Origin of the sequence: Streptomyces sp. VRA16 Mangrove soil, from assembly GCF_017377775.1 — a bacterium.
Lineage (GTDB): Bacteria > Actinomycetota > Actinomycetes > Streptomycetales > Streptomycetaceae > Streptomyces.
In genome coordinates this window covers 891,801-916,217 of the sequence record NZ_JAFVLN010000001.1, presented here as the reverse complement: position 1 = coordinate 916,217, position 24,417 = coordinate 891,801, and the positions used below count along the sequence as shown (strand labels likewise).

Genomic DNA, 24,417 nt, shown 5'->3' with positions numbered 1-24,417 from the left:
CCCATGAGCGGACGCCTGCTCACCCACCTGCGGCACGTCGACCTCGCCGTGCCGGACTACGACAAGCAGCTCGACTTCTACTCCGGCGTCTGGGGCCTGACCAAGGTCGCCGAGGACTCCGGCATCTCCTTCCTGGCCGCCGAGGGCAGCCCGGAGAACTACGTCGTTCGGCTGCGCAAGGCCGACGAGAAGCGCCTCGACCTCGTCTCCTACGGGGCCGCGTCCCCCGCCGATGTCGACACGCTCGCCGAGCAACTCCTGTCCGGTGGCGTGCAGTTGATCTCGCAGCCGGGGAAGGCCGACACCCCGGGAGGCGGCTACGGCTTCCGCTTCTTCGACGTCGACGGGCGCGCCATCGAGGTCTCCGCCGACGTCGAGGTACGGCAGCACCGCAAGATCGAGGAGAAGGAGGCCATCCCGGTCAAGCTCTCCCACGTCGTCCTCAACTCCCCCGACCTGAACCGGACTCGGGAGTGGTACGAGCGCCACCTCGGCTTCGCCCTCTCCGACACGCTGAGCTCCCCGCACATGGGCGAGGTCATGCACTTCATGCGGATCTCCAACCAGCACCACTCGATGGCGATCGCGCAGGGCCCGCACACGGCGCTGCACCACGTCTCGTTCGAGATGCGCGGCATCGACGAGTACATGCGCGGCTCCGGCCGCGTGATGCGGGCCGGGTTCAAGAAGATCTGGGGGCCGGGCCGGCACATGGCGGGCGACAACACGTTCACGTACTTCCTCGACCCGCACGGCAACACCATTGAGTACACGACCGAGCTGGAGTGTCTGGACGAGGACACCTGGCACCCGCACGTGTACGACTTCTCGCAGCCCGAGGTCACCGACCAGTGGGGCACCGCCAACCCGATGAACGAGCTGATCGCCAAGGAGTCGTTCAACGACCCCGACCGCGGCGTGTTCGTCGCCCCGCCGGTCTGATCCGACCGGCTCCGCCCCGAGTTCCGGGGGCGCGGCGGCCCTGTCCATGCCCTGACTCCGCCGGCCGCGCCCCCGGTCCCTGCCTGCGCCAGGAGTACCCCGTATGCGCTTCGCCACCTACGAACACCAGCACCGCACCCGTGTCGCCGTCATCAAACAGGACGGCACGCTCCACCCGCTGCCCGGCACCACGTCCCTCACCGAGTTGGTGCGCTCCGGCGGCGGACTGCCCGCCCTCCTCGACGCGGGCGTCGCCGCTCTCGACGCACCGGCCGGTCCGCACGTCTCCGAGGTACGGCTGCAGCCGCCGCTCCAGCCGTCCTCCGTGCGGGACTTCGTCACCTTCGAGGAACACGTGGAGGGCGTGCGCCGCTCCGTCGACGGCGTCAGCGGCGTACCCGAGCAGTGGTACGCGGCTCCTACCTTCTACTTCACCAACCCGCACGCGGTCTACGGCGACGGCGACGCCATCCCGATGCCGCCGGGCTCCGCCGTTCTCGACTACGAGCTCGAAGTCGCCGCCGTCATCGGCCGCGAGGGCCACGACCTCACCCCCGAGCAGGCCCGCGACCACATCGTCGGCTACACGGTCTTCAACGACTGGTCGGCCCGCGACCTCCAGTCCGCCGAGATGAGGGTCGGCCTCGGCCCCTGCAAGGGCAAGGACACCGCCACCACGCTCGGCCCGTACCTGGTCACCGCCGACGAACTCGACCCGTACCGCGACGCCGACGGCTTCCTGCGTCTGGCCCTGACCGCCGAGATCAACGGCCACGTCGTCGGCAAAGACCTTCTGTCCAACATGAGTTGGACCTTCGAGGAGATGGTCTCCTACGCCTCGCGCGGCACCCGTGTCGTGCCCGGCGACATCCTCGGCTCCGGCACCTGCGGCAACGGCGGCTGTCTCGCCGAGCTGTGGGGCCTGCGCGGCGAACAGACCCCGCCGCCGCTGAAGCCCGGCGACACGGTCACCCTCACGGTGGAGGGCATCGGCACGCTCACCAACACCATCACTCGCGGCGCCACCCCGGTCTCCCTGCCCAGCGGCCGTCGTCGTTCCCGGGAGCGGCCGTGAGCGACCTGTACCCCAAGCGGCTCCTCGGCAAGGTCGTGGTCGTCACCGGCGCGGCCCGCGGCCAGGGCGCCGCTGAAGCAACGGCCCTCACCAGGGAGGGCGCCCGCGTCATCGCCACCGATGTCACCGAGGGGCCCGGCATCCGTCCGCTCGACGTCACCGACGAGGCACAGTGGGCCGGGCTCGCCGCCGAACTGCGGGATTCGTACGGGCAGATCCACGGTCTGGTCAACAACGCGGGCATCACCTGGCGCGCCCGCCTCGACGAGGTGCGCGCCGACGACTTCGCGCGCGTCCACGCCGTCAACGTCACGGGCCCGCTGCTCGGCATCCAGCACCTCACCCCGCTGATGCCGCCCGGCGCCTCGATCGTCAACGTCGGCTCGTCGGCCGCGCTCACCGCGCACTACCCGGTCGCGTACACGGCCAGCAAGTGGGCGCTGCGCGGCCTGTCGAAGACGGCGGCGCTCGAACTCGGGCCGCGCGGCATCCGCGTCAACACCATCCATCCCGGCTTCATCGAGACCGAGATGACGGCCTCGGCCGCCCCCGCCTTCAGGGAGTCCAACATCCGCGAGACACCGCTCGGCCGCACCGGCACGGTCGACGAGATCACCCCGCTGGTCACGTTCCTGCTGTCGGACGGCGCTTCCTTCATCACGGGCGCCGAGATCCCGGTCGACGGCGGCTTCACCGCCCACGGCGGCGCCAAGTCGATCTCCGACGCCCTGCAAGCGGGAGCGATACGGCCGGGAGTGCGGTCATGAAGCGTCTGGAGGGCAAGGTCGCTCTCATCTCCGGGACGGCCCGCGGCCAGGGCCGAGCGGCGGCGCTGCGGTTCGCGGCCGAAGGCGCGCTGGTCGTCGGTGGCGACCTGCTGCACGAACAGGCCCTGGAGACACAGCGGTTGATCGGTCGTGCGGGCGGCGTCGCCCTCACTCCGGCCCCCCTCGACGCGACGGACGAGAGCTCCGTGCGGGCCTGGGTCGAGGAAGCCGTGGCCGCCTTCGGCGGGGTCGACATCCTCTACGCCAACGCGGGAGCCGTCCGCTTCGGCGCCGTTGACACCCAGCCCTACGCGGACTTCGCGTTCACGCTGCGCGCCGAACTGGACTCGGTGTGGCTCGCAGCCCATCTCGCCTGGCCGCACCTCAAGCGCAGCCGCGGCACCATCGTGACCGTCGGCTCGACCGCGGGCCTGACCGGCTCGCTGAGCAACCGCCGGACCGCCCACTCCGCGTCCAAGGGCGCCGTCATCGCGCTCACCCGCCAGCTGGCCGCCGAGGGCGCCCCGTTCGGCATCCGTGCCAACTGTGTCAGCCCCGGCATGATCGACACCGAAGGATCCCGCGGCGACCTCCTCGCCGAGGACCACCCCCTGCGCGCCGCCGCCGACCACATCCCGCTCGGCCGGATCGGCTCGCCCGACGACGTCGTCCCGGCCGCCCTCTTCCTCGCCTCCGACGACGCCGCGTACATCACCGGCCACAACCTCGTCGTCGACGGCGGCTGGTCGACGGTCCTGCCCGGCCCGCCCCACCCGCTCCCCTGAAAGGATCTCGCACCACCGTGGACAAAGTCATCGCCGGTGCCGCCGAGGCGGTCGCCGACATCCCCGACGGGGCCTCCCTGGCCGTCGGCGGCTTCGGTCTCTCCGGCATCCCCGCCGTCCTCATCGACGCCCTCCACACCCAGGGGGCGACCGACCTGAAGGTCGTCTCCAACAACTGCGGCGTCGACGACCACGGTCTCGGCGTACTGCTGTCCGCGGGACGGATCGCCCGCGTCACCGGCTCCTACGTGGGCGAGAACAAGGAGTTCGCCCGCCAGTACCTCGCCGGTGAACTGGAGGTCGAACTCACCCCACAGGGCACGCTCGCCGAACGGCTGCGCGCGGGCGGCTGTGGCATTCCCGCCTTCTACACGCCGGCCGGCGTGGGCACCCAGGTCGCGCGCGGCGGTCTGCCCTGGCGCTACGCCCCCGACGGCACGGTCGCCGTGGCCTCCCCGCCGAAGGAGACGCGCGAGTTCCACGGCCGCCCGCACGTCCTGGAGCACGGCATCACCACCGACTACGCCCTCGTCCGCGCCTGGCGCGGTGACCGCCACGGCAACCTCGTCTTCCGGCGCGCCGCCGCCAACTTCAACCCGCTGGCCGCCATGGCCGGCAAGGTGACGATCGCCGAGGTCGAGGAGCTGGTCGAGCCGGGCGAACTGGCCCCGGACACGATCCACCTGCCCGGCATCTACGTCCAGCGGGTCGTGGCCCTCGGCGCGGATGAGGCCGCGGACAAGCACATCGAGAAGAGGACGGTACGTTCCTGATGCCCTGGACCCGCGACCAGATGGCCGCCCGCGCCGCCGCCGAACTTGACCACGGCTCCTACGTCAACCTCGGTATCGGCCTGCCGACCCTCATCCCCGGGCATCTCCCGCCCGGCGTGCACGTCGTCCTCCACTCCGAGAACGGCATCCTGGGCACCGGCCCTTATCCGTACGAGCACGAGGTCGACCCGGACCTCATCAACGCGGGCAAGGAGACCGTGACCGTGCTGCCCGGCGCGAGCTTCTTCGACTCCTCGCTCTCCTTCGGCATGATCCGAGGCGGCCACATCGACACCGCCGTCCTCGGCGCGATGCAGGTCTCCGCCCGGGGCGACCTGGCCAACTGGATGATCCCCGGCAAGATGGTCAAGGGCATGGGCGGCGCCATGGACCTCGTCCACGGCGCCCGGCGCGTCATCGTGCTGATGGACCACACCGCGAAGGACGGCAGCCCGAAGATCCTCGACGAGTGCACTCTCCCGCTCACCGGCGAGCGCTGCGTCCACCGGATCGTCACCGACCTCGGCGTCCTGGACGTCACCGACGACGGCCTCGCCCTGGTCGAGACGGCACCGGAGGTCACCCGGGAGGAGATCACGGCCCGCACCGGTGCTCCCTTGCGCCTGGACGGCCGGACGTCCTCCTGCTGAAGCAAGAGGTCCAAGGACCACGTCACCGCGTCGCTGTGCCGGACGCCCTCGATCACCGCTTCCGCCGTCATGGTGTTACGGAACCGGCACGCCACCCGCTACGCGGCAGGGGCGAGTTCGGCGCGACCGAACAACAGGGCGTAACCGGTGGGGAGTTGGTGCAGGATGCGGGTGATCAGGTCGGGACCGGCGTAGGCGGCGACGGCAGCGAAGACCGATCCCGCGTCCCAGCGGGTAGTGGCCAGGGAGGCCCCGGTCCGGGTGGCAAGATCCTTGACGAAGGCCCAGCCGGTCAGCGGCTGGAGGGCGGGGATCTGCGCAGTGAGCACGCGTGCGGCTTCCAGGGGCAGACTCGCCGCGAGGTCGACGCGTTCCTCGCCGGTCAGCTGGCGCCCCAGTCCGGCGAGGACCAGGCGGGCGGCTTCGTCGGCCCTCTCGCGGGTGGGATATGCGCCGTCGTACCGGATCTTCTCCAGCATGTGCTCGTATGCCGTCCCGTACGGCTGCTGGTGCGGTGCGTGCCGGTCGGAGATCACTGGGGTGGTTGCCTTTCTTGTTCTGGCCGGTGTACGGGCACTGGGGTACGGGGCGGTCAAGTGAGGTGGGGCCGCCGAAGCGAAGGCCGGACCCCACAGGAGCCGGTGCCGGAGCTGACCGCCTAGTTCCTCGTGGTCGGCACCTTGGGCAGCACGGCGCTGATGCCCTGGGCCGCGGTCCGCTCGGTGGCGCTTTCGATCCATGTGGCGGCCGCGCGGATGAACCGCTGGGGGGCTACGAATCGACGCTCGGCAGCAGGTCCGGCAGGGCGGGGGGGCGAACTACTTCGGCAGGCACGCTCGACGTCCTCCGCCGTGCTGCGCTCGCCGCCCCTGCTGGTCCGGACTGCCCACAGGGATGCGGAAGGCGGGTGAAGGAAGTCAGGTGCCCGCCCTCCGCACCTGTCACGCCGTTGTCAGCCGGAGATCTCTTTGGGACCGGATCCAACGCCGACGGAAACCTTGCGGGGCTTGGCACGCTCGGCGATCGGGATGCGCAGGGTGAGCACGCCCGCGTCGTAGTCGGCCTGGATCTGCTCGGTGTCGAGGGTGTCGGCGAGCACGACCTGGCGGGAGAACTCACCCAGCGGCCGCTCGGACAGCTCCATCTGCACGTCGTCGCCCTGCGTCACCGGCCGCCGCTCGGCCCTGACGGTGAGCATGTTCCGCTCGACGTCGATGTCAATCGCATCCGCGACCACACCCGGAAGGTCGAAGGCCACCACGTACGTGTCGCCCTCGCGGTAGGCGTCCATCGACATCATCGACGGGCGGGACCAGGCGCCCGGGGCCATCAGCTGCTGCGCCAGGCGGTCCAGCTCACGGAAGGGGTCAGTGCGCATCAACATGGCGAACACACCTCCAGCAGGTTCAGTCAGTGACTGCCAATGCGCTTCACGGACACCGTTGTAGCATGTCATCCAATGGATGACAATCTCGATGTCGTCCAAGTGATGACGATGGAGGACGGTGCCGCGGGAGCAACTCGCCGGTGGGGAGACCGGCCTGATCGAGTCCGCCCGCGACGCGGGGGCCAGCTGGGCCGACCTCGCCGGCCCCTCCGCGTGGCCAGCCGCCAGGCTGCCGAACGCCGCTAGCTGCGCGGCCGCCCCGGCCCCGCCGGCACCACCGGCACCACCGGCGAACAACGTGTACAGGCCACCCGCGAACGCCGCGCCACCGAACGCACCACCGCCGCCTGGGCCCGCCGGCACGCAGCGGCCCTGCGTCGCATCGCCGGTTAGCTCACCGCCCTCACCGACCTGCCCGCTCCAGCCGGCCTCCCGCTCACCCAGCTCCACACGGCCCTCGCTCATGACGACCCCACCGAGCTGATCCGCCCCCTCCACGCCGCTCGCCCTTACCTGGCCGATGCCCACCCCGAGTTCGCTGAACAACTCGACGCTCTCACACCGCCCCCGAACCCACCCGGCCGGTGACCCGGCTCCAGCCGCAGTAGGGAGACGGCGTGGAACCGGTGCCCGGCGCAGGAACAGCCGCGGTCCTGCTCCTGGGGGCCGACAACGCGTCCCACCATCACGGCCGGACCACTCCGCGCACCCGCGCCGAGACGGCATCATCAGTATGATTTCGCTGGCGTCGACCAGCGTATTCGGGGGGACCGAACCGTGAGTGTGGCCAGCGGTACGGCGGGTGCGGCTGAGGATCCTCACGGCGAGGTTTTCGTGGGGCGTCTTCGTGAGGTCGATCAGCTCTCGGCGTGCGCGGCCAAGGCGCGCGACGGTGAGGCCTGGTTGGCGGTCGTCGAGGGCGAGGCCGGGATCGGCAAGAGCGCTCTCGCGCGTCGGCTGGCGGCCTCCTTGGGGGACTTCACGGTCCTGTGGGCGACCGGTGATCCGTTGGAGACCGACCTTCCTGGTGGTGTCGTCAGCCAACTGATGCGGCGTCTGGACCGCGCGGTGGTGGCCGAGTTCCCGCTGCTGGCGCACGACGGACCGGTCGGAGTGTCACCGCATGCCGTCGGCGGTCAGTTGCTGTTGCTGCTCGGGGCGCTGCAGGAGGCCGGGGGGCCGGTAGCCGTCGTCGTCGACGACGCGCACTGGGCCGATCCGTTGTCGCTGCAGGCGTTGAGCTTCGCGCTTCGGCGGCTCTGGGCGGACCGGGTGCTGACGGTCCTGTTGACCCGGTCGCATGCCGAGCGCACGCATCAGACCCTCGACCGGCTGACCCGGTCCCTGGACCGCGCGGTGCGGATGGAGATCGGTGGGCTCGACGAGGACGACGTGGCGCAGATGGCCCGTCGGATGCTCGATGTACGTCCGGCACCGGGCCTGGTCGAGCGCCTGCACACGTACACCAAGGGGCATCCCCTCTATCTGCGGACGGTTCTGGCAGAGGTCCCGGTTTCGACGCTTCAGGACGACGAGGCGCAGCGGTGGCCGATCGCCCGGACGCTCCGGATCGGCATCACGTCCCTGCTGGAGCAGATCCCGCCGGATTCCGTGGCCCTCCTCGAAGCGATGGCGGTGCTGGACACCCGGCTGCCCCTCGTGACCGTCGGGCAGATCGCCGCGCTCGCGGACCCGACCCGCGCGGTCGGGCCTGCGCTGGCGGCCGGGCTCGCACGATGGTGGCCGGCCGAATCCGAGAGCCCTGTCGCCCTGGTGCACGCGCTCCAGCGGGACGCCATCTACGACGCGATCGCCCCGGAACGGCGCCGCGCCCTGCACGCCGCCGCTGCCGGTGTGGTCGGCACGGCCGCGGCCTGGGCCCACCGCGTCGCCGCGGCCACCTCCGCCGATGCAGGCCTGGCCGCAGAGCTGGAGCAGTCCGCGCGGGGCGAGGCCGTCGCCGGCCGCAATGCCCTGGCGGCCACGCGGTTGCTGTGGGCCTCGTCGTTGTCCGACGACCGCGCGGACCGGGAACGGCGGCTGCTGACCGCCTGCGCCCAGTCGCTGCTCACACTGCAGCCCGTGACGGCCGTGAAGTTGAGGTCACAGGTCGAGGACTGTGCGCCGGGAACCCTGCGTACCTGCATTCTCGGTGTCATGGACCTGCTGGACGGCCGCTTCGTCGCCGCCGAGGCCCGGCTCACCGAGGCCTGGCAACAGGCACTCGCCGACCCGGACTCCGGCTGGACCGCCGTCCTGGCGGGGACGTTCCTCACCGTCGTCACGATCCGGCACAGCCGTGGCGCCGAGACCGTGGACATCGCCGGCAAGACGCTGGCCGTCGGGGATCTCGACCCCGCCACGTCCGACTTCACCCGCGCGGTGCTCGCGACCGGCCGCATGTGGGACCAGGGGCCGCGCGCCGCGCTGCGGGACCTGACGCATCTGCCCACCGTGGCCGCAGAGGCGGCGGACCACCAACTGGACACACTGGCCACACGCGGAGTCATGCATCTGTTCCTGGGCCGGCTTCCCGCGGCGCGCGCCGATCTGGCGACGGTCGCCCGTCGCGACCAGCAGGGCGCGGGGTCGAAACTCAGCCATCTTTCCCTGTCGTTGCTGGCGGTCCTCGAGTATCTGGCGGGCGACTGGAACGCAAGCGAGTCCGCGGCGGAGCGGGCGCTGGCGATCGCCGCGATCCAGGACCACGTACTCGGTGACGCGCCCGCCTGGTTCGCGACCGTGTGCGTCGAGGCCGGCCGCGGGCAGTGGGAGGCCGCGCAGGGCCATGCGGACACCCTGTCCCGGGTCACCGAGGCACTGGGGTCGCCGCCCACGGAGACTGTCTACGCCGCGCTGGCCCACGCGATGCTGGCACAGGCCCGCGCCGACCACACGGCCGTACTGGGGGCGCTGGAACCATTGATCGACCGTGGGACCGCCGGCCGCGACGAGCGGATCCGCCTTCGGTTCAAACCCTTCTGGCTGTGGCAGCAGTCGCTGCTCGTCGAAGCGCTGACGGGAACGGGGCAGTTGGTTGCCGCGGCCCTCGCGCTGGACGACCTTCGTGCGGGCTATGACGGCACCGGGTACATGCGGGTCGTCCTCGCGTGGCTCAGCGGCCGGCTGGCCGAAGCCCGGGGCCGCCCGCGGGACGCCCTGGAGATCTACGCGAACGCCGCCACCGGGACGCCGGACGAGGACGGTGACACCGCTCCCCTGTTCCGCGCGATGCTGGAGCACAGTTACGGCAAGCTTCTGGTGGCGACGAGTTCCGGTTCGCGACGGGAGGCCGCGCGATGGTTCAAGTCGGCTCACGACCGGTTCGGCGCGCTGCGGGCCGCACCGTTCCTGGAGCGCTGCGACGCGGACCTGGCGGCGATCGGGCTCACCGCCTCCGCGCCGGTCCGCAGCCGCGTACCGGCGCTGACCGAGCGGGAGTTGTCGGTGGCCCATCTCGTCGCCGGCGGGCGGACGAACCAGGAGGCCGCGGCAGAGCTCTACATCAGCCAGAAGACGGTGGAGTACCACCTGTCCAACATCTACGCCAAACTGGGCATATCGTCGCGGCGTCGACTGGCGGACGCACTGCGGAATCAGCAGCTCCGCACGCCTGGACGACCGGACTAGGGTTCGTCCCTAGGGACCCCCCGGGGGGCCGGGTGATTCGCTGGGAAGCATGGCTGGACACCTCCCTGTCGACGCCCGGCGCCGACAGCTGCCGCTCACCGGTCGACATGAAGAACTGCGGGCCCTGACCGCCCTGTTGGACGGTGTACGCGACGGCATGAGTGCGGCGCTGGTCCTCGTCGGCGAAGCAGGCATCGGCAAGACCAGCCTCCTGGACCATATGGCAGGGATCGCCACGGACCTGGTCGTGGTGCGCACCGCGGGCGTCGAGTCCGAGGCACAACTCGGCTTCGCGGCGCTGCACCGCCTGCTGCGACCGTTCCTGAGCCGTCTCGACGCCTTGCCGCCTCCGCAGTACGAGGCCCTCGCCTCGGCTTTCGGACTCCTCTCCGGGCCGCCCGCCGACCGCTACCTCGTCGGCATGGCGTCCTTGACGCTTCTGGCGGACGCGGCTTCGGAGCAGCCCCTGCTGTGCCTGGTCGACGACGTGCAGTGGCTCGACCGCGAGTCGCACGACGCGCTGGCGTTCGTCGGCCGCCGGCTCGGCGCCGAGGCCGTCGGTCTCGTCGTCGCCGGCCGTGCGGACATGCCGGGGCCCGGGGCGTTCGAAGGACTCGTGGTGCTGCCGGTGCGCGGACTGGCCGACGCCGACGCGCACGAGTTGCTCGGGCGGAACGTCGCCGGGCGACTGGATCCCGCGGTGTCCTCGCGCATCGTCGCCGACACCGGCGGGAACCCGCTGGCGTTGATCGAGAGCGTCGACGCGCTCAGCCCGGCGCACCTGGCCGGAACGGCGCCGTTGCGCGAACCGCTTCCGGTCGGGGCCAGGTTGGAAACGCATTTCGGGCGACTGGTCCAGGGGCTTCCCGACGAGACCCGGTCCTTCCTGTTGCTGCTGTCGGCCGCGCCACCGGAGAACGCTCTGCTCCTGTGGTGCGCCGCAGGAGAGTTGGGCGTCCCCGCCACGGCCGCGGACGCGGCGATATCGGCCGGCGTCCTCACGCACGGCCGACGCATCGAGTTCCGTCACCCGCTCATCCGGTCCGCCGTGTACAGCGGTGCCGACGCCGGCGAGCGCCGCCGGGTCCACGCGGCGCTCGCCGCGGCCAGCGATCGGCTCCGGTTGCCCGAACGCCGGGCCTGGCACCGGGCGGAGGCGACGATCGGGCTGGACGAGGCGGTGGCCGACGAACTCGACGCGGCTTCGGAACTGGCGGGGGCCCGGGGCGGTTATGCCGCGCGCGCCGCGTTCCTGGCCCGTGCGGCTGAACTGTCGGTCACGGATCGGGCGGTCCGGCTCGTCGACGCGGCCAGGGCGCACCTCGTTCTCGGGGACCCGACCGCGGCGCAGGCCATGCTCGAGCGGGCCGAACCGCTCCTCGTCTCCGGCGACCCGATACTTCAGGCCCGTGCGCTGCACACCAGGGCGACGACCGACATCTACTTCGAGCGCATCGGAGGTGTCCTGTCGCAGCTCATGGCGGCAGCCGGCACCGTTGCCGGAACCGACCCCGCCCTGTCCCGCTCGATGCTGCGGGAAGGCCTTCTGGCGGCCTTGTGCAGCGACCACGACCCGCTCGTACTCAAGGAGTTCGCGGCGGCGGTCCTGGCCTCGCCGGCCCTGCGGTCGGCGCCGCCCGCCGGTGCCGACCTGCTCCTTCAGGGCTTCGCCCTACGGCTGCACCGTGGCTACCCGCCGGCGGTCCCCGTGCTCCGGGCGGCGCTCGCCCCCATGGGCCGGGAAAGCGACGTGCGCGAACACGGCGTACGCCTGGCGACTCTCGCCCTCTACGCCGCCGAGGAGATCTGGGACGACACCGCCGGCGACGAGGCCGCCAGGTTCCTCGAGGAACACGAGCGCCGCATCGGCGCATTGGGGGCGCTGCGGTCCACGCTGCTGGTCCGATCCACCTGGGAGCTGCGGGCCGGCCGGTTCGCAGCGGCCGCTGCCTGCCTGGACGAGTCCCAGGAACTCGCGACCGTCATAGGGCAGCCGTCGGGCCCGGCGTTCCAGGTGGAGCTCCTGGCGTGGAGGGGCCAGGAGACGGAGGCCCGGTCCGCGGCGAACGCGCTCGTCCGCGACCTGGCGACACGTCATGCGCACGGCGGTCTGGCCGACTGGGCCCGCAACTGCCTGACCGTGCTGGACCTCAGCCTCGGACGCTACGCGGAAGCCGCAGCCCACGCCGAGGTGGCTTTCGCCAACGACAACGCCGGAGCCGTGTGCCGCGCGCTGCCGGACCTCGTGGAGGCCTCGGTGCGGTCCGGCGACCACGCCAAGGCGAAGGAGGCCCTGGGGCGGTTGGAGGAGCGCGCGCCGCTGGCCGGCACGCCCTGGGCTCTGGGGTTGCTGGCCCGGTGCCGGGCGCTGATGGCCGACGACGGCCAGGCAGAGGTCTTCTTCACGCAGTCCGTGGACCTGCTCGGTCGCACGCGGGCGCGAACAGACCTGGCGCGGACGCACCTGCTGCACGGTGAATGGCTGCGCCGGCGCAGGCGTCGCGCGGACGCCCGTGTCGAACTGCGCACCGCGCATGAGATGTTCTCACGCATGGGCGCGGCGGCCTTCGCCGAGCGTGCGCGCGTCGAGTTGCTCGCCACCGGCGAGCGCACCCGGAAACGGGCCCCGCGCTCCGCGCACGAACTGACGCCCCAGGAGCGGCGGATCGCCGGGCTGGCTGCCGCGGGGTCGACGAACGCCGAGATCGCGGCGCGGTTGTTCATCACGCGCTCGACTGTCGAGTACCACCTCAACAAGGTGTTCCGGAAGCTGGACATCACCTCGCGGCGGCGGCTGCGCTCAGTGCTGGGCGAAGAAGGGTGAGCCTCGCCCAGAGCCCTCAGGGGCGTGGGCAGAACGGAACGACGCGGAACGGGACGACAGCGAACCGAACACCATGGAGAAGCGGGACCACGCGTGGTCGCGTGGTCCCGCCCAGTGAGGCGCGTCCGGTCAGTCGGTGGCCCGCGCGGCCGCCTCGATGAGGTCCGCGACGGCCCGGGGGTGCGAGACCGCCACGGCGTGCGAGGCGCCCGGGACCGTGACGGTGTGCGCGTGGGCGCGCCGGGCCATGGCCTGCTCGGCCGCCGGCGGGATGGCCCGGTCGGCGCCCGCGACCAGATACCAGGACGGTATGGACCGCCACGCCGGTGCGCTGCTGGGCGCGCCCAAGGCGGCCAGGGCGACCGGGCGTTGCGCGGCCGCCATGAGGCGGGCCTCGCGGGACGACACGTCCCCGGCGAAGACTCGTCGGAAGGACGCAGGGTCTATGGAGGCTTCCTGTCCGCCGGGGAACGTCCGCACCACGAGCGCCGACGGCAGTTGGCTGCCGGGATGGCCGCCCGTGATCTCCAGGGCGCTCTCGCCCTCGTCGGGCGCGAAGGCCGCGACGTAGACCAGGGCCTTGACGTTGGCGTGGCCCGCCGCCGCGTCGGTGATCACGGCGCCGCCGTAGGAGTGCCCAACCAGGACGACCGGCCCGGGGACGGTGTCCAGGACGCTGGACAGGTAGGCGGAGTCACCGGCCAGGTCGCGCAGCGGGTTCGCCACGCCCACGACCGGATAGCCCTCGTGTTCCAGCCGTGCCACGACGCCGTTCCAACTCGACGAGTCGGCGAAGGCGCCGTGCACCAGGACGACCGTCGGCTTGACCGTGTGGGTGGCGGTGGTGCCCGACGTGCCGGGGGCAGCCATGGTGCTTGCCGGGACGGCGACCAGCGCGGCCACGAGCGCGGCGATGGTGACGCCTTTGCGGCGTGACAGGGCCCGGCCGGACGCAGCGGGCGCGATGTCGGTCATGTCGCTCTACTTCGGGGACGTGAGGTCCGGGTTGCGGGTCACAGGGCGGGCGGCGGACCGGTGACGCGCAGGCGGAAGGCCTCGGCCGAGGCCACGACAGCCGCCAGGTCGAAAGCCGGCGGCAGGTCCCCGGCCTCGGCGACCGGGGTCCCGTTGGCCCTGAACCACTCCTCGATGCGGGCCGGGCTGAAGACGACGGCGATCCGGGCGCCCTCGGCGGAGCGGACGAGGTAGCTGTGCGGCACACCGCGCGGGCCGTGGGCGACCTGTCCGGGTGTCAGATCGTGGCGCTCGTTGCCGACGAAGAACGACACCTCACCGTCGAGGACGAACCACAGTTCTTCCTCGTTCTCGTGCGCGTGCAGGGGCGGTGCGTGGCCGCTCGGGTCCGAGAACTCCATCAGGCTCACGGCGTTGCCGGTCGCGGAGCCCGGAAGCAGGATCCTGGCCTGCCCGCCGAGGAACCAGAACGGCTCACGCTCCGGGGTCGCTTCGAAGGAGGGAAACTCTTTGATCATCACAGCTCCTGGGGCGGTGGGGCGGGTCAGGACCGGCCGAGGAAGGCGAGCAGGGCGGCGGTCAGCTCCTGGGGGTGCTCCTCATAGATCCAGTGGCCGGAGTCCGGGACGGTGGCCGGGGTGACGTCGGAGGCGTACTCCTCGACCTGCTCGCCCACGCTCTCGCCGAGGCTGCCCGAGGCGCCGATGGCGAGCACCGGCATCGGCAGGGGCGTCTTCCGGAACTGCTCGTTGTCGCTGATGTCCTGCGGGAACACGCGGAACCAGGCCAGGCTCGCCCTCATGTGCGCGGGGTCGCGCAGGTAGTGGGCGTACACGCGGATGTCGGCCGGGCTCACCGCGCCGGGGACGCCCTCGAACCCGCCGATGAATCCGGCGGTCCAGGCGACCTCGCGGCCCTTGATCATGTCTTCCGGCAGGCCGCTGGCCAGGTTGAAGAACCCGAAGTTCCACACCCCGGGCCCCTTCTCGGTCAGTGAGGGGATCTTGTAGATGCCGCGGTCCGGGATCGGGGCCTCGCTCAGGACGAGCTTCTTCACGGTGGCCGGGTACTGGGCGGCGTAGGAGTAGGCGACCATCGTGCCGATGTCGTGGCCGACGATCCGTACGTCGCTGTCCTTGCCGAGCGACACCAGCAGGGCGTGCAGTTCGGCGGCCATCGTCTTCTTGTCGTAGCCGGAGCGCGGGGCGTCGCTCTGCCCGGCGCCGGGCAGGTCGGGGGCGATGACCGTGTAGTGCTCCGCCAAGGCGGGCATGATGTCGTGCCACTCGTACCAGGTCTGCGGGTATCCGTGAAGCAGCATCAGCGTCGGTCCGTGCCCTCCGACGACGTAGTGGAGGCCGATGCCGGCGGCGCGGGTCTTGTGCTCGCTGAACCCCGCGGGCAACCGCTCGCCGGCGGACGAGGCCGACGCGGGGGCCGCCGGGGCCGCGCTGAACGTGGCGGTGCCGAGGGCGAGGAGCGCGGCCAGGGCGAGGCCCCGCAGTCGGCGGCTCTTGGGCAGGTGAAATCTCAACCGGTTCTCCGAGGTGAGGGGGTGGTGACGGAGTGGCGACAGCCCCAGTCAGGGGCTGGTTCACAGGGCGTCGGTCATGCCGCCGTCGATGACGAAGTCGGAGCCGGTGACGTTGCCGGAACACCGGCCGGCCAGGAACAGGACCAGATCGGCCACTTCGGAAGGCCGAGTGAAGCGGCCGGTGACCGCTTCGGCCGCGGCGGTCTCCGCGACGGCGCTCGGGGCCACGCCCAGGCTCGCCCCGACCGCCACGGCCACACCGTCGGCGCCCCTCCACAGCGAGGTCTCGACCGGGCCGGGACTCACCGAGTTGACGCGTACGCCCTGCGGTCCCACCTGCTTGGACAGTGCCTTGCAGAAGTTGGTCAGGGCTGCTTTGGCGGCGCCGTAGTCGATGACCAGCGGGTCGGGCAGTCGGGCGTTGACCGAGGAGACGGTGACGATGCGGCCGTCCCCGGTGGCGATCAGGTGCGGCAGCGCGCTGCGGGTGGCGCGGACGGCCGCCATGACGTTCATCGTGAACGTCCAGTCCCAGTCCGCGTCCGTAGTGGCCAGGAATCCGTCGACCCGCGGTCGCACCGCACCGACGTTGTTGACCAGGACATCGAGCCCGCCGTGCAGTTCGGCCGCGGCGGCGACGAGCGTGGCCGGCCCGTCGGGGGTGGCCAGGTCGACCTCCACGACGGTCAGTTCGGCGCCCTGCTTGATCAGGTCGTCGAGTGCCTCGCTACGGGTCCTGGTCCCGGCGACCACACGGGCGCCGGCTGCCAGGAGGCCCTCGGTGACCGCAAGGCCGATGCCCCGGCCGGCGCCGGTGACGACGGCGCTCTGCCCGGCCAGGCCGAGGTCGAAGGCGTTGCCGGTCACCGCTGCGCCTCCAGACCCTGCTGCCGCAGCCAGGCCAGCGCCGCGTCCGCCACCTCGCGCCAGCCGCTGTCGATGGTCAGCGAGTGCCCGCGGTCGGGGAAGGCCAGGAACTCGGTGACGGCCTCGGAGTGCCGGTACTGCTTCTGCGTGGCGCGGGTGACGGACTCCGGCACGGTGTGGTCCTTGCCGCCGGACATCAACAGCAGTGGACCGCGCCCGGAGTTCGCGGTGTCGACCTTGGCCGGCGAGGAGGGGCTGAAGTTCGCCGCTGCGGCTTCGAACAGCGGCTTGCCCGGCGCGGGAATGGTCCACTGCTCGTACAGTGCGTCGGACTCCTTCTCGGTCAGGGCGTTGCCGAACGCGAAGCGGAACTGCTCGGCGGTCAGGGACACCGCGCGGTGCTTGTTCGCCGGATTCTTGAACACCGGCAGCGTCGACCGCAGCGCGGACAGCGGCAGTGGCAGAACTCCCTTGATCTGGGCGGCGTCGATCGCGACGGCGGCCGCTGCCAGGTCCTGGCCGAGGAGCTTCTGCGCGATCATCCCGCCGAAGGAATGGCCGACGAGGACCGGCGGCGTCTCCATGCCCTTGATGAGCGTCGCGTAGTGGTCGACGACGTCGTCGATACCGTGGTCGGCGATGCTCTCCGGGTTGTGCCGTGCCTCCTCGACGGTGTCGGGGTCGCCGGGCCAGCCCGGCGCGGACGGGTCGTAGCCCTCGTTGCGGAACAGGTCGATCCAGGGCTGCCAGGACGTGCTGTGCAGCCACAGGCCGTGGATGAAGAGGACGGGGACGGGTCGGCTCATGGCCACTCGGCCTTTCTCGGGGACGGGCACGGCGGAGGTGCGCGGGCGTCGGTACGGGCGTCAGGGACGGGTGCTGAACGGGCCGAGGATCCCGGCGTCGATGCGGAAGGACTCGACCAAGGTCGCCGCGTTGTCGAGGGTGAACACGTCCGCGGCGGCGAGAACGCCGGTGTACTTCGCGGCCACCGGCGCGGCGGCCTGTGCCGCCACCGCGTCGAGGTATGTCTTGAAGACCGCCCAGGAATTGCCCTGGGCGCCGTACTCCTCGAAGTACGGGGTGGGGTCCAGATGCATCGACGCCCGCGTGGAGGCTTCGAGATCGGCCATGTAGGCGCGCTGGAGGTCGCCGTCCGCGCGTCTGCCGAGCCGCCCGAGGTGGCCGCCGACCAGTGTCCGCCAGGGGTACCCCATCGCTATGTCCTGGGCCCGGAGCCAGGCGGGGATGTCCTGGGACACCGCGAGGTTCTTGAACGGCACCCAGCCCGGGTACAGGATGTCGACGACCATCAGGGTCTTGTGTTCCGGGGCGTGGATGAAGATGTTGTCGGGGCTGTGGTTGGGCCCGTGATAGGCCAACTCCAGCCGTTCGCCGCCGACATGCAGGGTGTAGTGGTCCTCGAAGGTGACGGTCGGCGCCGGGCGGTTCGGGTCGTTGTCGCGCAGCAGCAGGCGCCGGCATTCGGCGTGCCCGATGCGCACCACGTCCTTGCCGAGGATCGAGGAAGCCCCGACATGGTCGGCGTGCGAGTGGGAGTGGACCAGGTGCGTGACCTTCGCGGGACGGCCGTTGGCCCGCGTCACGTCGGCGATCGCCCGCAGGAGGTTGTGCCCGATGGTCGGCGGGGCGTCGACCAGGACGACGCCGTCCCGGGTGCTGAGGAACATCGCCTGGTAGAAGCCGTCGGTGACCCAGTGGAGGTGTCCGTCGATCCGACCGACGAAGTAGCCCGCGTCGTTGAGTTTCGGCCCGGCCGCGGCGGACGGGACCGGCGCGTAGTCGGGCAGGCCGGGGACCTCGGACGCGGCGGACTCGCCCTCCAGGGCGCCGACACCGACGGCGGCAACGGGCAGCACGGCCGCCGCGCGCAGCAGAGTCCGACGGTCCGCACGAGCGCTGTGGGGCATCGGTTCCATGAAGGTGCCTTTCGGGATCGGGGATGCGGTGCGTGACACTCGGGCGGTCACGGCAGACACCTCCGGTGGCGGACACCCGGCGCGGGACGGCGTCGTCGGGTGCTGCCAGCAGGAAAACACCCGGTCGTGTCGACCCGAACCGTGGAAAGACCCCAGCGGTGGCGCGCTCCCCCGGTTCCTCAAGACTCGGGACGTGGCGGAGTCACGCGCGTCCAGCCCGTGTCGACACCGCAGGCCGGGCCGGGATCCGGACCGGCCGCGGCCCTCTTCTTCGCCCCCTGTGGTCAGCACGGAGTGGCACCCTGGGGCGCGTGCTGAACTACAATCTCGCCGTTCCCGAAGTCGATGACGCCGGTGTCCTGTCCGCGCTGGTGGCCGAGGGCGATGAACTCGACGCCCTGGTCGCGGAGTTGGACGACTGGTCGATCCCAACACCGGCGCCGGGCTGGACGGTCGCCCATCAAATGGCCCACCTCGCATGGTCGGACACGAACGTGCTCAGGGCCTTACGCACCCCGGACGCGTTCGGCGCTGAGCTCAGGCGGGCGGAAGCCGAAGGCAGCGCGTACGCGGACCGGGCCGCCGCCGCTGGAGCGGCCGCACCGCGGCCAGTACTTCTGGACCAGTGGCGGACCGGTCGAGCCGAACTGGCGGCGGCCTTGCGCGACACGCCCTGGGACCACGCCTTCCCCTGGTACATGTCGAAGGTGACCCCGGCCCTGATGACGCCCCTGCGCCTGATGGAGACCTGGGCCCACGGACAGGACGTCTTCGATGCCGTGGGCGTGCCGCACCCCCCGACGGATCGGCTGCGGCACGTGGCGTCGCTGGGAGTGTCGGGACGGGCGCTGTCCTTCGCCGCCGTCGGACTGCCCGAGCCGGCCGCCCCCTTCCGCGTCGAACTGACCGCACCTGACGGACGGACCTGGGTGTGGGGCCCCGAGGATGCGGCGCAACAGGTGCGGGGCGACGCGATGGACTTCTGCCTGTATGTCACCCGGCGTCGCTCCTGGTCCGGGACCGCCCTGACGGCGACCGGCGAGGATGCGCAGAAGTGGCTGGAGTCGGCGCGGGTCTTCCTCTGAAGACGTGTCGGGGCAGACGCCTTCCCCTCTCCGACGGGCACGCGCCGGGAAGGGGCATGTGGGGATCTGGCACGAGACGTTCATCGTCCCGTCGGGCTCCTACGGATCGGTGTACGTCGACCTGCCCGCGTACGGCCTCGGTGCCGCGACAGGTGTCGTACCGGTCGGTCGGCGCGGCGGCGCGGCGGCACGGCGGCCCAGCGTCTGAGCTGCGCGGCGAGGTAGAGGTAGGCGTCCGGTCGGCGAGAGACGCCCGCGCTCAGCCACCCCGTTCGGGAAGAGCCGCACCGGAAGAACGGTCTGCGCCGGGACCGGGCGTCCCGGCGCAGACCGCTCACTGCCCGGGCACCACGGGACGGTTCGGCGCCGCACGGTCGGATGTCGGCCCCCCTGACGCATGAGGTATGAAGACGTCCGTGACCGAAGCACCCCGCACCACCAGCCAGTACGCGTTCGTCGCCCTCGCCCCGCCCGACGACGCGAAGAACGCATTGGCGCACGCGCTGAGCCCGGCCTACGCCACGCATCCCGATCTGCGCTGGAACCGCATCGAGGACTGGCACATCACCCTCGCCTTCCTGGGCGAGCTGCCGGTGCGGGCCGTCCAGGGGCTTCGTTCGCCGCTGGCCGACCTGGCGGCTGCCCGGCCCGCCCTCGAACTGGCGCTGTCCGGTGGCGGTCACTTCGACGAACGAGTGCTGTGGAGCGGCATCGAGGGTGATCTCAACGGTCTGCACGAGCTGGCCGACGCGGTACGGGCGCGGATCAGGCACTGTGGCATCACCTTCGCCGAGCGTCCGCTGCGCCCCCACCTGACGCTGGCCCGCGCTCGCCGATCCGACACCACGTCCGTCACGGCGGCGGCCTCCTGCCTCGACGGCTTCACCGGACGCCCCTGGCAGACCGAACGCCTCCACCTGGTCGGCAGCACGGTACGAGGCCACACGGGGCCACGGCGTTATCAGGACATCGACGCCTGGACTCTGGTCACCAGGAAGAATCCCCCGGCGAAACCTTGACGCAAGGACCTCTGCTGCCTTGTCCCGCCCCGTCCTTGACGTCACCAGAGAGGTGTATGAGGCTTCAGGGACGCAAGGGCCTTACGCATACCGGCCCATGAACATCGGGGGGACACCTTGGCACTCGACGGTGACGACAGAGCAGGCAGAAACGGCTCTTCCTCCCGGAGGCTCCGCTTCGGCCTGACGCTGACCGTGACGGTGGGGGCCGTCGTGGCCCTCGGCATCGGGGTGCCCGCACTGGCCGGTGCGGCGCGCTCGGGCTCGGGCCCGGACGAGGCGACGGTCTCCGCCGCGGCCGCGCCGGGTTCCGAACTGCCCGGCAAGGAGCTGCCCGACACCCCGGTCGGGGCCCAGCTCGGCGGCTCGTGGACCTCACTGCTCGACGAGAGCGACGCCCTGTCGATGCTGCGTCTGGACATTCCCGTATCGGCGAGGACGGGCGACGCGGTGCCCTTCACCGTCGGCAAGGCCGGCGTGCTCTGCACCGGCGAGGCCCGCATCACCTCGCACAAGGAGCGCTATGTGACGGTCGCCGACGCGAAGGTGACCCGCACGACGCCCACCACCGCGTCGCCCGCCTCCTGCCGGCCCGACGCGATCACCCTGGAGGGCATGGACGGCACCGTCATGTGGCGTGCCTCCTCGAAGATGTCCATCCAGATCGACCGGGCGAGCGGCCCCGCCTCCACCGTGCCCGCGGCCCTCGTGGGGACCTGGCGCGACGGCGACGAGACCGTCCGGATCGCGAAGGGCCGGATCGGCGACGCGGTCGTCACGGGCACCCGCACCGACGCGGGCAGACGCTGCACCTGGTCGGCGACGCTGATGGACACGGCCCCCTTCCAGTCGGACCCGTCCACGCACCCGATCGCCGTCGCTCCGGCCCTGTCGACGACCCCCGGCTGCAAGGCCCCCTACGCGGCGTACCGCTTCCACGTGGAGAACGGTGAACTCGTGCGCTGGACGATGGCGAGCTCCCACAAGGACCGTTTCACCAGGGCCGGTTGACCGGCCGCCGACCGCACCGGATCACGCTGTCGCCGCAGTCGGCCGAAAGGGCGGGGAGCGCGGCCATGAGCTGTGGACGATCCGTCGAGGATCGGCCCGTACCGGCTCGTCGGCCGTCTCGGCGCGGGTGGCATCGTCCATCTGACCGGGCCGGCGCCCGAGGGCGCGGGATCAGGGGCCGGTGGGCCAGTACGTCTGCGCGACCTCGACATCCGCGTGCAGATCGCAGAAGGCATCGAGGGCACCCGCCGCCGAGAGCGCCAGGCAGCACAGCAGGGCGGCGGCGACCGCCTGCCCGAGGTGACGGGCCGCGCGGCGCGGTGCGGTGGCCGCGGGCGTCAGGAGGGCGAGCACGCGCTGCGGGACGGGGCCGGTGGTGGCGCCCAGGGCCGCGCTCGGCCGGGGTGGCCGGGTGCGGGAGTCGTGTGCGGCCAGCGCGGCCCTGCTGATCGCCCTGGCCGTGAGCCTGCGGTCGCCGACCGCGGACGCCGCGGCCTCGTCGGCCAACCGCTCCAGGTGGAAGGAGAGCGCGGGCCGCAGGGCGCGCAGTGCGGGGTGCAGGATCGCGCAGAGCTGGGCCGCGCCCAGGAACAGGTGGTGCCGGCCGCGTAGGTGGGCCCGTTCGTGCGCGAGCAGCGCGTCGCGTTCGGCGGGCGCCAGGGCCTGGAGCATGGCCGAGCTGACGACGACGGACCCGCTCGCACCGCGCGTCCCGGGCAGGGCGTACGCGTAGGGGTGGTGGTGATCGTCCACGGACAGGTCGCCCGCGGTGGGCCCGAGCGCGGCCCGCGCCCGGCGCAGCTCGCGTCGCTGGCTCAGCAGCCGCCACCCGGCGCCGGCGGCGCACACGGCCAGCCCGAGGCCGGCGGCGACCGCGGCCGGTGCCGTCCACCACGAGGGTGCGTCGAGCCAGTGCGGCCGGATGTTCTCCAGCGCCGCCACCGGTGGCAGGCGCAGCGCCCCGGCCAGCAGCAGCGTGCCCAGGGCCAGCGTGCTGCACGCGGCGAGCGTCACCGCGGCGACCGACAGCGTCCACACCGCGGCACGCGGAGCGAGCCGGTCCGCGGCCCTGCGGGCGACCGGGACGGCCAGCAGTGGCACGAGGAGCGGCAACCAGACGGCGTAGTTCACGCCTCGAATTCTCCCACGTCCCCTCCCGGCCCCAGGAGCGGTCGGCCGGCCGTCGTCCGCGCGCGATCCGCGGCGCGCTGCGCGCGGGGAACTGCGCGGCCCGGACATGCGTCTACAGTGATGTAGACCGACTACTGGAATGTAGACGGTGCGGCCGACCGACGCTCGGCGCGCATCCGTGACGGAAGGAATCCGCGTGTCCGTGTGCCCCGACGGCTGCGTCGCCCTGGCTTCGCATGCCCTCGCTGTGAACGTTCTGGACGCCAGTTCCCTGCTCACCGCCTTCGGCGCGCTGGGGATCGCGTTCATCCTGTTCGCCGAGACCGGCCTCCTGGTCGGCTTCTTCCTGCCCGGCGACTCGCTGCTCTTCACCGCGGGGCTGCTGTGCGTCTCCGGCAGCGGGGACGTGCATCTGTCGCTGCCGCAGGTGCTGGTCGCCGCGGTGGCGGGCGCCTTGATCGGAGCCCAGACCGGTTACTGGATCGGGCGGCGCGGCGGCCGCGCCCTGCTGGCCCGCAGCCGGTCCCGGCGGCTCCAGGAAGGCGCGGAGCGCGCCGAGGAACTGCTGAGCCGTTACGGGCACGCCAAGGCCGTCGTGCTGGCCCGCTTCGTCCCCGTCGTACGGACGGTTCTGAACCCGCTGGCCGGAGCCCTGGACGTGCCCGTGCGCACCTTCACCGTCTGGCAGGTCGCGGGCGGCACGGTCTGGACGGTGGGCCTGGTCCTGGGCGGGTACGCACTCGGCTCGTCGGTACCGAACGTCGACCGCTATCTGCTGCCGCTGGTCGCCCTCATCGTGATCGTCTCGCTCGTCCCGCTGGCCCTGGAGCTCCTGCGCGGCCGCAAGAACCGCCGCCGCGCCGCCGCCGCGGCCACTCCCTCCGCCGGAGACACCCTGTGACCACCGCCCTCACGACCGCCGGCTACTTCGACGACTCCCTGTACACGGAGACCTCGCACCTCGCCGATCACAGCCCCGCCGTGGTGAACACGCTCGTCGCCGGGTGGTCCGACTGGGGCCTCGGCCTGTTCGCCGTCCTCATGATCTGGGCGTGGCTGCGGGCGCGCGCGGCCGGGCGGCCCCGACTGCCCGCGCTCGCGGTCCCGTTGATCGTGGTGGTGGCGTTCCTGGCCAACGACGTGGTCAAGAGCCTGCTCCAGGAGCAGCGGCCGTGCCAGGTGCTGCGGGTGAACCTGGTGGAGGCGTGCCCGGCGCTCGGCGACTGGTCGTTCCCCAGCAACCACGCGGCGATCGCCGCGGCGGCGGCCGCGGCGCTGTGGTTCGTCGACCGTCGCATCGCCCTGATCGCGGTGCCCGCCGCCCTGGCCATGGCCGTCTCCCGGGTCTGGATCGGGGCCCACTATCCGCACGACGTCGCGGCCGGTCTGCTGCTCGGCGCTCTCGTGGCCTCGGTGCTCGCGGGCTGGGCCGTGCCCCGGGTGACCCGGCGCCTCGGCGACCGGGTGACCGCCTCCGGGGCACCGGCCCGATGAGCCCGGGGACGGACCCGTCGCGAGAGGGGAACAGATGTCGGAACAAGGCGGCCCGTCTGCGAGAATGCCCGGTATGACTGAGCAGCACGGGGAGCGTCGGCCGGCGGGAGAGCTCGAGGCCGATGTCCTGGCCGCACTGTGGGCCGCCCGCGGTCCGCTCACTCCGAACGAGGTGCGGGACATGCTCACCGCCGCTCTCGCCCGCACGACGGTCACCACGATCCTGACGCGTCTGTACGAGAAGGATCTGGTCACCCGCACCCGCAAGGGCCGTGGTTATGCCTACGCCCCCGTGACCGACGGCGCGGGCCTGCACGCCCGCCGGATGCACGCGGAGCTGAACCGCGGCGAGGACCGCGGCAGCGTCCTGGCCCGCTTCGTCTCCGATCTCGCCCCGGAGGACGAGGCCGTGCTGCGCTCGCTCCTGGAGAGCGAAGGTCCGACGCAGCCGTAGCCCTTCCGGTTCGACGGCACCGGACCGGCACGCGCCACGTACCAACACGACAGCACCGGACCAGTACGCGTCAC

At 72.0% G+C, this 24,417-nt stretch carries 23 protein-coding genes and 2 pseudogenes; 16 read left to right on the top strand and 9 right to left on the bottom strand.

The features are described from left to right. Positions 1-3 precede the first annotated feature (3 nt). The 6 genes from J3486_RS04070 to J3486_RS04045 all read left to right on the top strand — a co-directional run bounded on the left by J3486_RS04070 (position 4) and on the right by J3486_RS04045 (position 4,992). Positions 4-942, top strand: coding sequence for a VOC family protein (locus tag J3486_RS04070; RefSeq protein ID WP_207818516.1), 939 nt, complete (start codon positions 4-6; stop codon positions 940-942). Between the two features lie 103 nt (positions 943-1,045). Continuing rightward, the gene (locus tag J3486_RS04065) at positions 1,046-2,017 is read left to right on the top strand and encodes a fumarylacetoacetate hydrolase family protein (protein ID WP_207818515.1); all 972 of its coding nucleotides are present in this window, start codon (positions 1,046-1,048) and stop codon (positions 2,015-2,017) included. Continuing rightward, entirely contained in the window at positions 2,014-2,784 is a 771-nt protein-coding gene (locus J3486_RS04060; protein WP_207818514.1) for an SDR family NAD(P)-dependent oxidoreductase, read from the top strand. The genes J3486_RS04065 and J3486_RS04060 overlap by 4 nt, the downstream gene beginning before the upstream one ends. Further along, positions 2,781-3,569, top strand: coding sequence for an SDR family NAD(P)-dependent oxidoreductase (locus J3486_RS04055; protein WP_207818513.1), 789 nt, complete (start codon positions 2,781-2,783; stop codon positions 3,567-3,569). The genes J3486_RS04060 and J3486_RS04055 overlap by 4 nt, the downstream gene beginning before the upstream one ends. A gap of 17 nt (positions 3,570-3,586) precedes the next feature. After that, complete coding sequence (locus tag J3486_RS04050; protein ID WP_207818512.1) at positions 3,587-4,342, top strand: CoA transferase subunit A; 756 nt, start codon at positions 3,587-3,589, stop codon at positions 4,340-4,342. Continuing rightward, positions 4,342-4,992 (top strand): CoA transferase subunit B, encoded by a 651-nt coding sequence (locus J3486_RS04045; RefSeq protein WP_207818511.1) that lies wholly within the window; start codon positions 4,342-4,344, stop codon positions 4,990-4,992. Before J3486_RS04050 ends, J3486_RS04045 begins: the two co-directional genes overlap by 1 nt. A 98-nt stretch (positions 4,993-5,090) precedes the next feature. Here J3486_RS04045 and J3486_RS04040 read toward each other — a convergent pair whose 3' ends face one another. Together J3486_RS04040 and J3486_RS04035 are read right to left on the bottom strand one after the other, a co-directional pair. Continuing rightward, complete coding sequence (locus tag J3486_RS04040) at positions 5,091-5,528, bottom strand: DUF2267 domain-containing protein (protein WP_207818510.1); 438 nt, start codon at positions 5,526-5,528, stop codon at positions 5,091-5,093. A 416-nt stretch (positions 5,529-5,944) separates the two neighbouring features. Then, positions 5,945-6,376 (bottom strand): Hsp20/alpha crystallin family protein, encoded by a 432-nt coding sequence (locus J3486_RS04035; RefSeq protein ID WP_207818949.1) that lies wholly within the window; start codon positions 6,374-6,376, stop codon positions 5,945-5,947. A 127-nt stretch (positions 6,377-6,503) separates the two neighbouring features. Between J3486_RS04035 and J3486_RS43860 the strand changes: the two are divergent. The 3 genes and pseudogenes from J3486_RS43860 to J3486_RS04025 all read left to right on the top strand — a co-directional run. Continuing rightward, positions 6,504-6,967, top strand: a pseudogene (locus J3486_RS43860) (type III effector protein); the annotation flags it as partial. A 246-nt stretch (positions 6,968-7,213) separates the two neighbouring features. Further along, positions 7,214-10,009 (top strand): AAA family ATPase, encoded by a 2,796-nt coding sequence (locus J3486_RS44880; RefSeq protein ID WP_307804675.1) that lies wholly within the window; start codon positions 7,214-7,216, stop codon positions 10,007-10,009. Between the two features lie 49 nt (positions 10,010-10,058). Further along, positions 10,059-12,833, top strand: coding sequence for a LuxR family transcriptional regulator (locus tag J3486_RS04025; protein WP_207818509.1), 2,775 nt, complete (start codon positions 10,059-10,061; stop codon positions 12,831-12,833). A gap of 129 nt (positions 12,834-12,962) precedes the next feature. Here the strand turns inward: J3486_RS04025 and J3486_RS04020 are convergent, their stop codons facing one another. From J3486_RS04020 to J3486_RS03995, 6 genes are read right to left on the bottom strand one after another with little or no spacing between them, the layout of a single operon-like run. Continuing rightward, positions 12,963-13,808 carry an alpha/beta fold hydrolase gene (locus J3486_RS04020; RefSeq protein ID WP_207818508.1) on the bottom strand — a complete coding sequence of 282 codons (846 nt, stop codon included), beginning with the start codon at positions 13,806-13,808 and terminating at the stop codon, positions 12,963-12,965. A gap of 38 nt (positions 13,809-13,846) precedes the next feature. Next, positions 13,847-14,326 (bottom strand): cupin domain-containing protein, encoded by a 480-nt coding sequence (locus J3486_RS04015; protein WP_207818507.1) that lies wholly within the window; start codon positions 14,324-14,326, stop codon positions 13,847-13,849. 26 nt (positions 14,327-14,352) lie between these two features. Beyond that, complete coding sequence (locus tag J3486_RS04010; protein WP_207818506.1) at positions 14,353-15,342, bottom strand: alpha/beta fold hydrolase; 990 nt, start codon at positions 15,340-15,342, stop codon at positions 14,353-14,355. Positions 15,343-15,402: 60 nt separating this feature from the next. After that, positions 15,403-16,209, bottom strand: a complete 807-nt coding sequence (locus J3486_RS04005; RefSeq protein ID WP_207818505.1) for an SDR family NAD(P)-dependent oxidoreductase — start codon at positions 16,207-16,209, stop codon at positions 15,403-15,405. Beyond that, positions 16,206-17,015: an alpha/beta hydrolase gene (locus tag J3486_RS04000; protein ID WP_207818504.1), complete on the bottom strand. Its 810-nt coding sequence runs from the start codon at positions 17,013-17,015 to the stop codon at positions 16,206-16,208. Before J3486_RS04000 ends, J3486_RS04005 begins: the two co-directional genes overlap by 4 nt. 60 nt (positions 17,016-17,075) lie before the next feature. Then, on the bottom strand, positions 17,076-18,140 hold the full coding sequence (locus tag J3486_RS03995) for an MBL fold metallo-hydrolase (protein ID WP_229377384.1): 1,065 nt from the start codon (positions 18,138-18,140) through the stop codon (positions 17,076-17,078). A 320-nt stretch (positions 18,141-18,460) separates the two neighbouring features. On the opposite strand from J3486_RS03995, the gene J3486_RS03990 reads away from it, so the two are divergent. The 4 genes and pseudogenes from J3486_RS03990 to J3486_RS03975 all read left to right on the top strand — a co-directional run bounded on the left by J3486_RS03990 (position 18,461) and on the right by J3486_RS03975 (position 21,264). Continuing rightward, the gene (locus J3486_RS03990) at positions 18,461-19,234 is read left to right on the top strand and encodes a TIGR03084 family metal-binding protein (RefSeq protein WP_307804674.1); all 774 of its coding nucleotides are present in this window, start codon (positions 18,461-18,463) and stop codon (positions 19,232-19,234) included. A gap of 31 nt (positions 19,235-19,265) precedes the next feature. Beyond that, positions 19,266-19,442, top strand: a pseudogene (locus J3486_RS03985) (monooxygenase family protein); the annotation flags it as partial. A 196-nt stretch (positions 19,443-19,638) separates the two neighbouring features. Further along, entirely contained in the window at positions 19,639-20,253 is a 615-nt protein-coding gene (thpR, locus tag J3486_RS03980) for an RNA 2',3'-cyclic phosphodiesterase (protein ID WP_207818501.1), read from the top strand. Positions 20,254-20,448: 195 nt separating this feature from the next. Further along, a complete protein-coding gene (locus J3486_RS03975) occupies positions 20,449-21,264 on the top strand; it encodes a hypothetical protein (RefSeq protein ID WP_207818500.1) in 816 nt (271 codons plus the stop codon). Between the two features lie 171 nt (positions 21,265-21,435). Here the strand turns inward: J3486_RS03975 and J3486_RS03970 are convergent, their stop codons facing one another. Next, positions 21,436-22,395 (bottom strand): M56 family metallopeptidase, encoded by a 960-nt coding sequence (locus J3486_RS03970; protein WP_207818499.1) that lies wholly within the window; start codon positions 22,393-22,395, stop codon positions 21,436-21,438. Positions 22,396-22,642: 247 nt separating this feature from the next. On the opposite strand from J3486_RS03970, the gene J3486_RS03965 reads away from it, so the two are divergent. The 3 genes from J3486_RS03965 to J3486_RS03955 all read left to right on the top strand — a co-directional run bounded on the left by J3486_RS03965 (position 22,643) and on the right by J3486_RS03955 (position 24,343). After that, complete coding sequence (locus J3486_RS03965; RefSeq protein ID WP_207818498.1) at positions 22,643-23,296, top strand: DedA family protein; 654 nt, start codon at positions 22,643-22,645, stop codon at positions 23,294-23,296. Continuing rightward, positions 23,293-23,889 carry a phosphatase PAP2 family protein gene (locus J3486_RS03960; protein ID WP_207818497.1) on the top strand — a complete coding sequence of 199 codons (597 nt, stop codon included), beginning with the start codon at positions 23,293-23,295 and terminating at the stop codon, positions 23,887-23,889. The genes J3486_RS03965 and J3486_RS03960 overlap by 4 nt, the downstream gene beginning before the upstream one ends. Before the next feature lie 73 nt (positions 23,890-23,962). Continuing rightward, positions 23,963-24,343 (top strand): BlaI/MecI/CopY family transcriptional regulator, encoded by a 381-nt coding sequence (locus J3486_RS03955; RefSeq protein WP_207818496.1) that lies wholly within the window; start codon positions 23,963-23,965, stop codon positions 24,341-24,343. Positions 24,344-24,417 lie beyond the last annotated feature (74 nt).